The following is a 13,978-nucleotide window of genomic DNA, read 5'->3' as shown; positions in this document are numbered from 1 at the left end:
GGTCGGTGTTCGACCGTCCGGTGCAAACCTTCCTCCACAAACCGTCCCGGGATGAAGAAAAGCCGTCACAAATGGCCTGTGGGCCTGGGGTTTGGCCCTGCCGCCCCGACTCGGGCCGAGCCGGGGCGGCGATCCTACGCCCGCCGTCCTCGGCCCGCCCGACCCCCTTGCCCCGTTCGGCGGTTCCGGGGCGTCGCGCTGCCCGCGCCAACAGGGAATCCCTGGGAATAACGGCCATCGGCAACCCCGAGGACGTTTATTGCGGTCTGGTCACAACGACCGAGGGTGCGTGACTAACCTGGGGCCAGTCATTATGTTCCGGGCGCAGCCCCTACCGGGGGTGCCCGATCACCCGCCCGGATCCCGGGTACGAAGAGAGGACAACTCGTGCGAAACCAGACCGCCAAGACCGCAGGCTTGGTGGCCGCGGGCCTCTTGGTGCTCGCCGCTTGCGGCACGAACAAGACCGAGGACCCGCAGGCGGGGGGCCAGCAGGCCTGTGACACCAGCAAAGGCGCGCTGACGGTCGGCGTCATTGCCCCGCTGTCCGGTGATCTGTCCGCTCTCGGCCTGGGCATCAAGAACTCCGCCGACCTCGCGGTGATGGAGGCCAACGAGAAGTGCGCGGTCCCCGGGTACCGGCTCGTCCTTGACGCCCAGGACGACCAGAAGACCCCGACCGTCGCTGGCCAGGCCGCGACCAAGCTCGCCACCGACCCCAACATCGTCGGCGTGGTCGGCACCCTGAACTCCTCCACCTCGCAGACGGTCCAGCCGATCCTCGCGGGCAAGAAGATCGTCCAGGTCTCCCCGGCCAACACCTCCACGGCGCTCACCAAGGGCACCGACTTCCTGAACAACCCGAAGCGCCCGTTCGACAGCTACTTCCGCGTCTGCACTATGGACGAGAACCAGGGCAAGATGATCGGGCAGTACCTCAGCGGCGACGCGGGCAAGAAGTCCATCGCGATCGTCACCGACGGCAAGACCTACGGCGTCGGCCTCGCCGCCGAGGTCAAGAAGGCCGCTGAGAAGAACGGCGCGAAGATCGTCGCCGAGGAGCAGGTCAGCGACAAGGACACCGACTTCGCGGGCGTCATCGCCAAGATCAAGCCCCTCAACCCCGACGCGGTGTTCTACGGCGGCGAGTACCCGCAGGCTGGCCCGCTGAGCAAGCAGATGAAGGACGCCGGTCTCGACGTCCCGCTGATGGGCGGCGACGGCATCTTCGACGACACCTTCATCGAGCTGGGCGGCAAGGAGGGCGACTTCGCCACCTCCGTCGGCGCCCCGCCGGAGAGCCTGCCCTCGGCCAAGGCGTTCATCGACGCCTACAACGCGCGCGGCTTCAAGGACCCGTACAGCGCGTACGGCGCCTTCTCCTACGACTCGGCCAACGTGATCATCACCGCGCTGGCGAAGACCCTCAGCGAGGGCGGCGGCACCTGGAACGAGGGCCTGCGCGACGCGCTGATCAAGAACATCGGCGCGACCCAGCTCGCGGGCGCCAACGGCCAGCTCGGCTTCGACGAGTTCGGCGACAGCACCATCAAGCTGCTCACCGTCTACAAGGTCACGTCCGGGGAGTGGACTTCGGTCAAGACCGGCACCGTGACCGAGTAACACCGAAGTTCCGCGAACCTCAGGTGGGGGCAGGCGATTCCGCGGCCTGCCCCCACCGCATGTCTGAGTGGGTGAGTAAGCACAGTGGTGACCCTGCTGCAACAACTCGTCAACGGGATCGTGCTCGGTGGTCTGCTCGCGTTCATCACGCTGGGCTACACCATGGTGTACGGCATCATCCAGTTGATCAACTTCGCGCACGGCGAAGTCTTCATGGTGGGCTCCTACGCCGCGCTGGCGACGTACCTGTGGGCCCTGCCGAGCGGGATCCAGTCAACCTGGTACCTCGCGCTGCCGATCGTGATCCTGGCCGGGGCTGCGTTCTCCGTCCTGGTCGCCGTCATCATGGAGCGGTTCGCCTACCGGCCGCTCCGCAACGCGCCACGCCTCGCGCCGCTGATCACGGCGCTCGGCATCTCCGTGTTCCTGCAGGAGGCCGTCCGCAACTTCTTCCCGGACGGCACCCGGCCCAAGGCCTTCCCCGAGGTCTTTCCCGAGGGACAGCTGACCTTCCTCGGCGTCACCGTCCCCGCGAGCGGCCTGCTGCTCGTGGTGATGGCGATCATCCTCACCGGCGCCCTGCAGCTGTACGTGAACACCTCCAAGCTGGGCCGCGCGATGCGCGCGACGGCGCAGGACCCCGACACCGCGCGGCTCATGGGCATCAACCCCGACCGCGTCATCGTCCTCACCTTCATCCTGGGTGCGGCGCTCGCCGGTGTCGGCGGCGTGCTCTACGGCGTGCACTACGACAACATCAACATCACCATCGGCTTCCAGAACGGCATCTTCGCCTTCACCGCGGCGGTCCTCGGCGGGATCGGAAGTCTGCGCGGCGCGGTCGTCGGCGCGTTCTGCATCGGCCTGATCAAGACCCTGGCCGGCCAGTACATGCCCGGCGGCACCGCGTACGACTACGTGTGGATCTTCGTGATCCTCATCCTGGTCCTGGTGTTCCGCCCACAGGGCTTCTTCGGGGAGACGGAGAGGGTTCGCGCATGATCACCAAACTCGTCGCGGGCAAACCCGGGCTCGCCCGACCGCTCTCCATCGTGGGCGGTGTGCTGCTCATCGTCGGCGCCCTGCTGCCGTGGGCGACGTTCCAGCTGAACATCATGCCCTACCCGGCACTGTCCACACTGCAGTTCTTCGACGCCCCCTTCGGCGTGCCCGGCTTCCGCCTGCACGTCATGCTCCTCGGCGTCGCGGTGATCGCGGTGGCGTTCGCGCCCGCCGCGATCCGCGGCCGCACGACCAAGGCGCTCGGCTGGGGCGCGCTCGCCATCGCGGTGGTCAACGCCGCGTACCTGATCGTCGAGGGCGGCGGCTTCGGCACCATCACCTCCGCGCACGGCGCGTTCGCCTTCGGCGCGGTCGTCTCGGCGGTCGCTGCCGTCATGGCCATCGTCGCGGGCTCGGCCTACCCGGCCGCCCCGCCGGTGACCTGGGACCTGAAGCTGGCCAAGCCGCTGGAGTGGCTCGTCCTGGTCCTGGCCTATGCGGCGCTGCTCAAGGTCGTCGCCGACACCCTGACCGCGGGCGGACGCGGCGGCGCCGCCAACCCGTACGCGGGCGCGGTGTTCCTGTCGTTCGTGGCGTTCCTCTTCGGCGTGTTCGGCGGTCTCAACGGGACCGGCCTGCTGCGCTGGGTGTCCGCTGTGGCCGAACGGCACCGGGCCTTCAGCGCCGTGGTCCTGCTGGCCTGCGCGTTCGTCCTGCCGTTCACCGAGGCGGGCACCGAGCAGTGGATCTACACCGCCACCAACATCGGGGTGTTCGCCGCGACCGCGATCGGCCTCAACATCGTCGTCGGCCTCGCCGGTCTGCTCGACCTCGGCTACGTGGCGTTCATGGGCATCGGCGCGTTCGTCGCGGCGAACCTCAGCGGCGCCGCGTCCGCGAGCCTCGGCGTCGACCTGCCGTTCGTCCTGGTGCTGGTGATCGCCGCGATCGTCGCGGGCGTGTTCGGCGCGATCGTCGGCTCGCCGACGCTGCGCGTGCGCGGCGACTACCTGGCGATCGTCACCCTGGCGTTCGGCGAGATCTTCTTCAAGGCGGCGCAGAACAACATCGCGGGGGCCACCGGCGGCTCCAACGCCATCCCCGGCATCCCGCCGCTGGACTTCCTCGGCACCCCGGGCGACGCGGCGATCACCGTCTTCGGCGCGGAGCTCGCGGGCGGCGTCCTGTACTACCTGCTGGCCGTCGTCATCGTCGCGCTGGTGATGGTGCTGTTCGCCAACCTCAAGTCCAGCCGCATCGGCCGCGCGTGGATTGCCGTCCGCGAGGACGAGGACGCCGCGCGCGCGATGGGCGTCAAGACCGGCAAGATCAAGGTCCTGGCGTTCCTGGTCGGCGCGGCCATCGCCGGTGTCGCGGGCGCGGTGCTCGTGCACCGGCTCACCACGGCCTCCTACGAGAGCTTCACGTTCCTGGAGTCCGTCACGCTGCTGTCCGCGGTCATCCTCGGCGGCATGGGGTCCATCCCCGGCGCCGTGGTCGGCGCGTCGCTGCTGTTCGTGCTGCCGGAGAAGCTGCGCGAGTTCAGCGACTACCGGCTGATGCTGTTCGGCCTCGCGCTCGTGCTGATCATGCGCTTCCGCCCGCAGGGCCTCATCCCGGACAAGGTCCGGCGGGCCGAGCTGGCGGGCGAGACCGCCGAGGGCGGCTCGCTCAAGGAGGCCGAGGAGCGCGCGGTCGCCGAACAGGAACGGGCCGATGACGAGCGGCTCGGCAGGACTGGTGTGACGGAGGGGCGCTCATGAGCAGCGCGAGTGATCGTTCGGCAGCGCCGCTGCTGGAGGCCAGCGGCGTCAGCATGGTCTTCGGCGGCCTCACCGCCCTCAACAACGTGTCCCTCACCGTGGGACGCGAGGAGGTGCTGGGCCTCATCGGGCCGAACGGCGCGGGCAAGACGACGTTCTTCAACTGCCTGACGGGCCAGTACGTGCCGACCAGCGGCCGCATCTCCCTGGACGGGACGACGCTGCCGTCGGACCCGGCCAAGGTCGCGGCCGCGGGCGTGGCCAGGACGTTCCAGAACATCCGGCTGTTCCCGAACATGTCGGTGCTGGAGAACGTGCTGGTCGGCAGGCACGTGCGGATGCGTCAGGGCGCCATCGCCTCGATCTTCCACGGCCCCGGCTTCCGCAAGGGGGAGCGGCTCGCCCGCGAGCGCTCCCGCGAGCTGCTCGACTTCGTCGGGCTCTCGCAGGTCGAGGGCGAGCTGTCGCGCAACCTGCCCTACGGCGACCAGCGCCGCCTGGAGATCGCGCGGGCGCTGGCCACCGAGCCGTCGGTGCTCCTGCTGGACGAGCCCACCGCGGGCATGAACCCGCAGGAGACCGAGGACACCCGCCAGCTGATCTTCGCGATCCGCGACAGCGGCGTGTCGGTCATCGTGATCGAGCACGACACCAAGTTCATCTTCGGCCTGTGCGACCACGTGGTCGTGCTGGTCCAGGGCGAGGTGCTCGTGGCGGGAACGCCCGACGTCGTCCGCGACGACCCCCGGGTCATCGAGGCGTACCTGGGCAAGCCCCCGGAGGACGTCGCGGGGACCGCGACCGAAGGTGAGGAGGGCCGATGAGCGCGTTGCTGGAAGTGCGCGGTCTGACGGTCGCGTACGGCGCCATCGAGGCGGTCAGGGACATCTCGTTCGTCGTCGAGACGGGCCAGATCGTCTGCCTCATCGGCGCGAACGGCGCGGGCAAGACGACCACGCTGCGCACCATCTCGGGCCTGCTCCGCCCGCGCGCGGGCGACATCCTGTTCGACGGCCAGTCGATCGCGAACCAGCCCGCGCACGCCATCCTGGGCGCGGGCGTGGCCCACTGCCCCGAGGGCAGGCGCCTGTTCGCCCGCATGACGGTGGAGGAGAACCTCCTCCTCGGCGCGTACACCCGCACGGACGACGGCGTCACCACCGACGTCCAACGGGTGTACGACCTGTTCCCCGTCCTCGGCGAACGCCGCCACAACAAGGCGGGCCTGTTCTCCGGCGGCGAACAGCAGATGCTGGCGATCGGCCGGGCCATGATGTCCCGCCCCCGCCTGCTCATGCTCGACGAGCCGTCGATGGGCCTCTCGCCGATCATGACCCAGAAGATCTTCGACACCCTCGCCGACCTCAAGGCGCAGGGCACGACGATCCTCCTGGTCGAACAGAACGCCCTGGCCGCCCTGGCCCTGTGCGACCGCGGTTACGTCGTCGACCTGGGCCGTACCACCCTGGAGGGCCCCGGCCACGAACTCCTGGCCGACCACCGAGTCCGCGCCGCCTACCTCGGCGAGGGCTGAGTCCCCTGGCGTGACGGAAAGGGCCCGCGGCTTCCCGCCGCGGGCCCTTTCTCTGTCGGTACCCCCCGCTATGTTACTGGTCTGAAAGGACTAGTCGACTGTTCTCTTCGGGCGAACGGATGTTCGATAATGAAACCAAGATCGACAACGATGGCGAGGAAGGAGGTCGCGGTCGCCGGGCCAACGGCCGCCCCCACCCGGAAGTCACCGCTCCCACCCGGAAGCCACGAGTGGCAGCCCTGCGGTGAGTGCCTGGCAGGGTTAGACGGTGGAGAGCGTGAGGCCCCGGGAGGTGCTGGCACTCGACGACAGTCGCTGACACTCGACGGCCGAGTGGGTCGCTCACCCTCGACGGCAGAAGCGGACGGTCGGGGTGCTACCCGACGTGCGCGTGCTGGGTGCGGGGGAGCCAGCCGTGTTCGCTGAAGGTGGTGCCGTCGCGGTAGGCGTGGATGCCTTGGGCGGGGTAGTCGATGGTGTTGTGGGGGAGGTCGTGGAGGGGGAACCAGGCGAGGGCGGAGCACTTGTCGGGTTCCTGGTTGGTGGGTTCGCCGGTCCAGCGGGTGGTGGTGAAGAAGAGGCCGAGGCGGGGTTCGGGGCCGGAGCCGTTGACGTGGATGGTGTGGACGCAGGTGAGGTCGGTGGGGTCGATGTGGACGCCGACCTCTTCGGCGGCTTCCCGCGCCGCGGCGGTGGTGGCGGGTTCGCCCGCGTCGAGTTTGCCGGAGGGGAGGTGCCACATGCCGTCCCAGGGGCCGCCTTTGCGTTGGGTTAGGAGGACTTCGTCGTCGCGGAGGAGGAGGACGTGGACGTCGATGAGGTGGCGGTCAGCCATGGGGCGGGGGCCTTCCGGACTGCGGGGGTGATGCCGCCACGGGGTGATGCCGCTACCGCGGGTCCGGTGGCGTGACGGCGGGGTTGCGGGGCGACGGCGGCGTTGCGGGTGGTGAGGAAGCGTAGGGGAAGCGGAGCGGGTGGGGTCAGACGCGTTCGGCCAGGCGGCGGGCCATGGGGGGTTGGCCTGCGAGGGCGCGGTCGATGGCCTCGAGGACGCCGGTGGTGATCTCCTCGTCGGTGAGCCAGCGGGTGCGGCCTGCGTAGCCGACCTCGCCCAGGACGACCTGGTGGGTGCGGTGGGTGTCCAGCACGGGGTCCATGGGGCGGTCCGCGTGGACCTCGACGACCGGGGCGTGGGGTTTGAGGAGGGGGCCTACGGCGCGGAGGACGGGGATGCGGACGGTGTCGGCCACCCAGGCCACGAGGAGGTCGGCCTGGCCGCCGAGGACGCGGGCGGCCTGGCAGGCGAGGTCGTTGGGGCGGGTCCAGTCGGCGCGGACCCAGCGGGCGCGGCCGGTGCCGTCGACGGCGAGGGGCGCGTAGCGCCTGCTCGGCAGGACGATGTGCCAGCCCGCGGCCACCAGGGTGGTGGACACGCCCGCGAGCATTCCGGTTCCGCCCAGGATGAGGCCGCGTCGACTGTTCACGTCTCGGAATGTACCCCCAGATGGGCTAGTCAACCGTCGGGAAGCGTTCCCGGTGCACGACCTCGTCGAGGGGGATTCGGGTGCGCCAGCGGTGGCGTTCCAGGTCGGGGACTGTGTGGAGGGTCGACACCGGACCGAGGCACAGCCAGGCGACCGGGCGCACGCGCTCCGGGATGCCCAGCAGGTCGCGCACGAAGTCCTCGCGGTAGAAGCTCACCCAGCCCACGCCCAGGCCCTCGGCGGTCGCGGCCAGCCAGAGGTTCTGGATGGCCAGGCACACCGAGTACAGGCCCGCGTCGGCGATGGCGTGCCTGCCGAGGACGGCGGGGGAGCCGCGGCCGGGGTCGTAGGTGACCACGACCGACACCGCCGACTCCAGCACCCCGTCGATCTTGATGCGGTCGAACGTGGCCCGCCGCTCGCCGGACAGCGTCGCGGCGAAGGTGTCGCGCTCGGAGCGCACGTGGGCGTGGAAGGCGGCCTTGGTCGACGGCGAGCGGATGACGATGAAGTCCCACGGCTGGGTCAGGCCGACACTGGGCGCGGCGTGGGCCGCGCCCAGCACCCGGGTCAGCACCTCGTCGTCGAGCGGCTCTTCGGTGAACTCGGCCCGCACGTCACGACGGCGGCCGATGGCCTCGTAGAGGTCCATCTAGTGGGCCGCGTGCCAGGAGCGGCCGTAGCCGACCGACACGTCCAGCGGGACCCGCAGGTCGAACGCGCCCGCCATCTCCGCGCGCACCAGCGCCTCCGCCGACTCCCGCTCGCCGGGAGCCACCTCGAACACCAGCTCGTCGTGCACCTGCAGCAGCATCCGGGTCGCGGTCCCGGCCTTGCGCAGCGCCTTCTGCACGCGCAGCATGGCGACCTTGATGATGTCGGCGGCGCTGCCCTGGATCGGGGCGTTGAGCGCCATCCGCTCGGCCATCTCCCGGCGCTGGCGGTTGTCGCTGGTCAGGTCCGGCAGGTAGCGCCTGCGGCCGAAGATCGTCTCGGTGTAGCCGTCCTTGCGGGCGCGGGCGACGACCTCGGCCAGGTAGTCGCGGATGCCGCCGAAGGTGGCGAAGTACTCCTCCATCAGCCCGCGCGCCTCCTCGGTGGAGATGCGCAGCTGCTGCGACAGCCCGAACGCGGAGAGCCCGTAGGCCAGGCCGTAGTTCATGGCCTTGATCTTGGCCCGCTGCTCCCCGGTGACCTCAGACGGCTCGGCGGAGAACACCCGCGCCGCGGTGGCGGCGTGGAAGTCGTGGCCGGAGCGGAACGCCGAGATGAGCCCTTCGTCCTCCGACAGGTGCGCCATGATCCGCATCTCGATCTGGCTGTAGTCGGCCGACATCAGCTCGCCGAAGCCGGGACCGACGATGAACGCGTCGCGGATCATCCGGCCCTCGGCCGTGCGGATGGGGATGTTCTGCAGGTTCGGCTCGGTGGACGACAGCCGCCCGGTCGCCGCGATCGTCTGGTTGAACGTGGTGTGGATGCGGTCGTCGTCGCCGACGGACTTGAGCAGGCCCTCGACGGTGATCTTCATCCGCATCGCGTCGCGGTGCTCGAGCAGGTGGCGCAGGAACGGGTGCTCGGTCTGCTCGTAGAGCGTGGTCAGCGCGTCGGCGTCGGTGGTGTAGCCCGTCTTCGTCTTCTTCGTCTTGGGCATCTGCAGCTCGTCGAACAGCACGACCTGCAGCTGCTTGGGCGAACCGAGGTTGATCTCCTTGCCGATCACGTCGAACGCCGCCCGCTCCGCGTCGCGCACCCGGGCGCCGAAGTGCGACTCCAACTCCTGCAGCCGAACCACGTCGACGGCGATGCCGTCGGCCTCCAGCTCGGCCAGCACCCGCAGCAGCGGCAGCTCGATCTCGGCGAGCAGCTTGTCCTGGCCCAGCTCGGCGAGCGCCGCGTCGAGCGCGTCGGCCAGCTCGGCGATGGCCCGCGCGCGCACGATCTCGCCCGCGGCGAGCCTGCGCTCGTCGTCGCCCTCCTCGTCGAGCAGGGACAGCTGCTGCTCGCCGTCGTTCTGCTCCACGCGCAGCTCGCGCTGCAGGTACCGCAGCACGAGGTCGTCGAGGCTGAACGTGCGCTGCCCCGGCCGCACCAGGTACGCCGCCAGCGCGGTGTCGGTGACCAGGCCGTGCAGCTCCCAGCCGCGGTGGCGCAGCGCGTGCAGCGAGCGCTTGACGTCGTGGGCCAGCTTCGGCCGCCCCGGGTCGGACAGCCACGCGCGCAGCGCCGTCTCGTCGCCCTCGTCCAGCGACGTGACGTCGACGTACGCGCCCGCGCCGTCGACCCCCGACAGCGCGATCGACCGCAGCTCGACGGCCTGCCCGGACACGCCGACCTGCTGGTCGCGGAACGACAGGCCGACGCGGGTGCCCGGCCCGGCGTGCTCGGCCAGCCAGCCCGGCAGCGCGCCGGGGGCCAGCGCGCCGCCGCTGACCTCGAAGCCCTCCTCGGCCTCGGGCTCGGCGGTCGACAGCGTCTCGAACAGCCGGTCGCGCAGGACCCGGAACTCCAGCTCGTCGAACAGCCGGTGCACGGCGTCGCGGTCCCACGGCCGCACGGCCAGCTCGTCCGGCTCGACGCCCAGCGGCACGTCGCGCACCAGCTCGGTGAGCTGGCGGTTGAGCACCACGCTGGACAGGTTCGCCCGCAGCGCGTCGCCGACCTTGCCCTTGACCTCGTCGACCCGGTCGATGATCGCGTCCAGCGAGCCGAACTGCTGCATCCACTTGGCGATCGTCTTCTCGCCGACGCCGGGGATCTTCGGCAGGTTGTCGCTCGGGTCGCCGCGCAGCGCGGCGAAGTCCGGGTACTGGCCGGGGCTGACGCCGTACTTCTCCAGCACCAGCTCGGGGGTGAACCGGGCCAGCTCGGAGACGCCCTTGACCGGGTAGAGCACCGTCACCTGGTCGGTGACCAGCTGCAGCGCGTCCCGGTCGCCGGTGCAGATCGCGACGTGGTAGCCCTGGGCGGTGGCCAGCGTCGTCAGCGTGGCGATGCAGTCGTCCGCCTCGTAGTTCTCCTTGGACAGCATCGGGATCTGCAGGGCGGTCAGCACCTCCTGGATGAGGCTGACCTGGCCCTTGAACTCGTCGGGCGATGCGCTGCGGTTGGCCTTGTAGTCGGCGAACGCCTCCGAGCGGAACGTCTGCCGCGACAGGTCGAAGCACACCGCGAGATGCGTGGGGGCCTCGTCGCGCAGCAGGTTGATGAGCATGGAGGTGAAGCCGTACACCGCGTTGGTGTGCTGGCCGGTGCCGGTGGAGAAGTTCTCCTTGGGCAGCGCGAAGAACGCCCGGTACGCCATCGAGTGGCCGTCGATGAGCAGCAGGCGGCGCACGGCCGTCGGGGCGGGCGTCTCGGACTTGGCGGGCACGGTCTTCGCAGGCACGGCCCGAGTCTAGGGTGGAGCACCGACAGTCACCCCGCGGCACGTCGCCGTCACCCGTAGGAGGGTCAATGAGCGAGTCTTCGGTGCCGGATTGGTACCCGGTCCGCGAGGACCTCGCCGGTCAGCTGCTCGAGGACCGGATGGGCATCAAGATCACCGAGTGGGACAAGGACCGGCTGGTCGCCACGATGCCCGTGGCGGGCAACCTGCAGCCGTACGGGCTCCTGCACGGCGGCGCGAACGGCGTGCTGGCCGAGACGCTGGGTTCGATCGCCGGGGCGCTGCACGCGCCCGAGGGCAAGACCGTCGTCGGGCTGGAGCTGTCCTGCACCCACCACCGCGCCGTCCGCGACGGCGAGGTCACCGGCGTGTGCACCCCGCTGCACGTGGGCCGCAGCTCGTCGACCTTCGAGATCGCGATCTACGACGACACCGGCAGGCGCACCTGCACCGCCCGGCTGACCTGCATGGTCCTGGACCGCGCCCCCGGCGCCAGGTGAGGTGAGGCGCTCGCGGCGGGCCGCGCCGCGACGCCACCCCGCCGACGACGGACCGGGCCGAGGTCGTGCGGCGCCGCCCAAGTCAGCCACCCGCCGAGCCTCAGCCCCTGGTCGTCACCCTCATCCCTCCCGCAGGCCCTGGATGAGGTTCAGCACGTTGTCGCGGACCTCGTCGCGGGTCTGGTCCGGGGTGAACACCTGCCAGTCCAGGGCGACCACCAGCACCGTCCCGAACAGCGCCGACGCGGCAGTGGCCACCCGCACGCCCGCGGGCAGCCCGCCGGAGTCGGCCAGCCGCTGGAACTGGGCGCGGATCAGGGCGGTGATCCGCTCCCGCAGCAGCGACAGCGTGGCCTGCCACTGGCTCGGCGTGCGCCACAGCTCGCTGACCAGCAGCTGCGCGAACGTCGGGTACTCGGCGAAGAAGTCGAGCATGCCCTCGACCAGCCGCGACAGGGTCGTGCGCGCGTCCCCGTCGCCCGCATCGGACAGCCGGAACGCCAGCACGTCGACGCCGTAGCGCAGCAGCGCGTCGATCAGCCCGTCCTTGCTGCCGAAGTTGTAGTACACCGTGCCCTTCGCGACGCCCGCCTCCGCGGCGATCTCGTCGACCGTGAGCCCGACCATCCCGCGCGTGCCCACCAGCCGCAGCGTCGCCTCGAACAGCCTGCGGCGGGTCGCGTCCGTGCGGCTCACAGGACCAGCTCCGGACGCAGCCGCGACGGGGTCCACACCCGCTGCCGCCGGGCGGCCACAGTGGACACCACGAGTCCTCCGATCAGGTACGCGCACAGCACGCCGACGTCGACGCCCAGCCCGGACAGCGAGCCACCGTAGATCAGGTGCCGCAGCCCGTCCACGACGTACCCCATCGGCAGCGCCGCGTGCAGCGGGTACAGCGCCTCGGGCAGCGTCTGCCACGGGAACGTCCCGCCCGCGCTGATCAGCTGCAGGATCAGCACCACCAGCGCGACGAACTTGCCGACCGCGCCGAGCAGCGCGTTGAGCGCGTGCACGATCGCGGTGAACGCCAGCGTCGTCAGCGCCAGGAACGCCAGCGCGCCCAGCGGCCGCTGGATGTCGACGAGGAACGACACCGCCCCGAACATCACCACGACCTGCGCCACCCCCAGCGCCGCCGCGGGCAGCCACCCGCCCAGCGCCGTGCGCACCGCGTTGTGCCCGGCCGCCAGCGCGCGCGACGACAGCGGGCGCAGCAGCAGGAACAGCACGAACGCCCCGATCCAGGTCGCCAGCCCGAGGAAGAACGGCGCCAGCCCCGCGCCGTAGCTGCCCGCGGCGTTCTCCCCGATGGTCCGCACCGCCACCGGGTCGCCGATCGCGCGCGCGGCGGCGTCGCGGGCGGCCGCGTCCGGGTGCGGGATCTCGCCGAGCCCGGCCGCCAGGCCGTCGCGCAGCTCGGCGGCCCCGCCCGCGACCTGCCGCGTGCCCGAGGCGAGCCGGTCGGCGCCGTCGACCGCGGTGGCCTCGCCGTCCCGCAGCCTGACCGCGCCGTCGCGGAGGTCGGCGGTGCCGCTCGCCAGCGCCGCGCCGCCGTCGGCGGCCTTCGCGATGCCCTGGGTGAGCGCGGGGGTGGAGTCGGCGAGCGTGTCCGCGCCGCGCGCGACCTTCCCGGCCCCGTCCGCCAGCTTCCGCAGGTCGGCCGCCGTGGTCTGGAGCTGGGCGTTCGCCTGATCGATCGGGGCGCGCAGCTCGCCGACGGTCTCGGCGATCACGTCCTCGGGGACGCCCGCCTCCCGCAGGTGCTTCTCCACCTCGGTGTCGAGCCGGGTGACGACCCTGTCGGCCGCCGACGCGACGGCCTCGCCCGCGGTGGCCACCTTCTCGTTGCCCGCCGCGACCTGCGCGGCTCCGTCGGCCAGCGCACGCGTCTGCGCGGGCAGCTGGGCCGTCTTGGCGCGCAGGGTCGCCAGCCCGTCCGACAGCGTCGCCGCGCCCGTGGCGGCCTTGTCCGCGCCCGCGGCCAGCGAGCGCGCGCCGTCCAGCAGCGCGCGCTGGCCCTTGGCGAGTTCGGCCGCGCCGTTCCCGGCCTGGGTGGCGCCGTCGGTCAGCCGGGTCGCGCCGTCGGCGGCCTCGCGCGTGCGGTCGTAGATGGTGCCGAAGCCGACCAGGAACTTCTCGGCGGCGGCCGTGCCCACCTCCGTCGCCACCGAGCGCCGCACCTCGGCCACCACCCGGTCGGCGATCGTGCCGACCAGGTAGTTGTTGGCGTCGTTCGTCGTGACCGTGATCAGGCCCTGCCGGGGCGTCTCGCCCTCGGCGGAGGTCAGGGCCGAGGTGAAGTCGGCGGGCAGGGTGAGGGAGAAGGTGTAGCGGCCCGCGCGCACGCCGTCGACGGCCTCCGGCGCGGCCACCTCGTGCCAGTCGAACGCGCCGGACTCGCGCAGGCTGGCGGCCACCTTCGCGCCCGCGTCCCCGGTGTCCTCGACGACCAGCGCGGCCGGGATGTGGTCGAGCCGGTCGTACGGGTCGGCGTTCGCGTAGAGGTACAGCGACCCGTACAGCAGCGGGACCAGCACCAGGGCGAGCACCGCCAGCCTCGGCAGCGTGCCCGAGGTGATCCGCCGCAGCTCGGTGCGGGCGAGACGGAGGGCGCTCACGACGCCTCCTCGCAGGCTCCGAGGCGCCGCTCGCGGCGGCCCTGTGACATTGGTTCGCTCGCT

12 protein-coding genes are annotated in these 13,978 nt (G+C 71.3%); 6 read left to right on the top strand and 6 right to left on the bottom strand.

The genetic code is table 11. The features are described 5' to 3' along the window. Nucleotides 1-387 precede the first annotated feature (387 nt). The 5 genes from IEY98_RS15455 (at nucleotide 388) to IEY98_RS15435 (ending at nucleotide 5,922) form a co-directional block, all read left to right on the top strand. Nucleotides 388-1,623, top strand: coding sequence for a branched-chain amino acid ABC transporter substrate-binding protein (locus IEY98_RS15455; RefSeq protein ID WP_189211119.1), 1,236 nt, complete (start codon nucleotides 388-390; stop codon nucleotides 1,621-1,623). Between the two features lie 87 nt (nucleotides 1,624-1,710). Next, the gene (locus IEY98_RS15450) at nucleotides 1,711-2,625 is read left to right on the top strand and encodes a branched-chain amino acid ABC transporter permease (RefSeq protein ID WP_229786936.1); all 915 of its coding nucleotides are present in this window, start codon (nucleotides 1,711-1,713) and stop codon (nucleotides 2,623-2,625) included. Further along, nucleotides 2,622-4,388: a branched-chain amino acid ABC transporter permease gene (locus IEY98_RS15445; RefSeq protein ID WP_189211117.1), complete on the top strand. Its 1,767-nt coding sequence runs from the start codon at nucleotides 2,622-2,624 to the stop codon at nucleotides 4,386-4,388. Before IEY98_RS15450 ends, IEY98_RS15445 begins: the two co-directional genes overlap by 4 nt. Further along, nucleotides 4,385-5,212, top strand: a complete 828-nt coding sequence (locus IEY98_RS15440) for an ABC transporter ATP-binding protein (RefSeq protein ID WP_189211116.1) — start codon at nucleotides 4,385-4,387, stop codon at nucleotides 5,210-5,212. Before IEY98_RS15445 ends, IEY98_RS15440 begins: the two co-directional genes overlap by 4 nt. Beyond that, nucleotides 5,209-5,922, top strand: coding sequence for an ABC transporter ATP-binding protein (locus IEY98_RS15435; protein ID WP_189211115.1), 714 nt, complete (start codon nucleotides 5,209-5,211; stop codon nucleotides 5,920-5,922). Before IEY98_RS15440 ends, IEY98_RS15435 begins: the two co-directional genes overlap by 4 nt. A gap of 376 nt (nucleotides 5,923-6,298) precedes the next feature. Here IEY98_RS15435 and IEY98_RS15430 read toward each other — a convergent pair whose 3' ends face one another. The 4 genes from IEY98_RS15430 to polA form a co-directional block, all read right to left on the bottom strand. Next, nucleotides 6,299-6,757, bottom strand: coding sequence for an NUDIX hydrolase (locus tag IEY98_RS15430; RefSeq protein ID WP_189211114.1), 459 nt, complete (start codon nucleotides 6,755-6,757; stop codon nucleotides 6,299-6,301). Between the two features lie 145 nt (nucleotides 6,758-6,902). Then, entirely contained in the window at nucleotides 6,903-7,406 is a 504-nt protein-coding gene (locus IEY98_RS15425; protein WP_229786935.1) for a Rossmann-fold NAD(P)-binding domain-containing protein, read from the bottom strand. A 25-nt stretch (nucleotides 7,407-7,431) separates the two neighbouring features. Continuing rightward, the gene (gene bluB / locus IEY98_RS15420; protein ID WP_189211113.1) at nucleotides 7,432-8,058 is read right to left on the bottom strand and encodes a 5,6-dimethylbenzimidazole synthase; all 627 of its coding nucleotides are present in this window, start codon (nucleotides 8,056-8,058) and stop codon (nucleotides 7,432-7,434) included. Next, entirely contained in the window at nucleotides 8,059-10,779 is a 2,721-nt protein-coding gene (polA, locus tag IEY98_RS15415; protein ID WP_189211815.1) for a DNA polymerase I, read from the bottom strand. An 83-nt stretch (nucleotides 10,780-10,862) separates the two neighbouring features. Here polA and IEY98_RS15410 point away from each other — a divergent pair, with 83 nt between their 5' ends. Further along, complete coding sequence (locus IEY98_RS15410) at nucleotides 10,863-11,294, top strand: hotdog fold thioesterase (RefSeq protein WP_189211112.1); 432 nt, start codon at nucleotides 10,863-10,865, stop codon at nucleotides 11,292-11,294. Nucleotides 11,295-11,414: 120 nt separating this feature from the next. Here the strand turns inward: IEY98_RS15410 and IEY98_RS15405 are convergent, their stop codons facing one another. Both IEY98_RS15405 and IEY98_RS15400 read right to left on the bottom strand, forming a co-directional pair. Further along, nucleotides 11,415-11,990 (bottom strand): TetR/AcrR family transcriptional regulator, encoded by a 576-nt coding sequence (locus IEY98_RS15405; RefSeq protein WP_229786934.1) that lies wholly within the window; start codon nucleotides 11,988-11,990, stop codon nucleotides 11,415-11,417. Then, nucleotides 11,987-13,915 (bottom strand): YhgE/Pip domain-containing protein, encoded by a 1,929-nt coding sequence (locus tag IEY98_RS15400; RefSeq protein WP_189211110.1) that lies wholly within the window; start codon nucleotides 13,913-13,915, stop codon nucleotides 11,987-11,989. Before IEY98_RS15400 ends, IEY98_RS15405 begins: the two co-directional genes overlap by 4 nt. Nucleotides 13,916-13,978 lie beyond the last annotated feature (63 nt).

This window comes from Actinokineospora fastidiosa (assembly GCF_014648415.1).
In the GTDB taxonomy this organism is placed as follows: Bacteria; Actinomycetota; Actinomycetes; order Mycobacteriales; family Pseudonocardiaceae; genus Actinokineospora; species Actinokineospora fastidiosa.
Note: the sequence above shows the minus strand (reverse complement) of the source record. Positions and strands in the feature narration are given on the sequence as shown.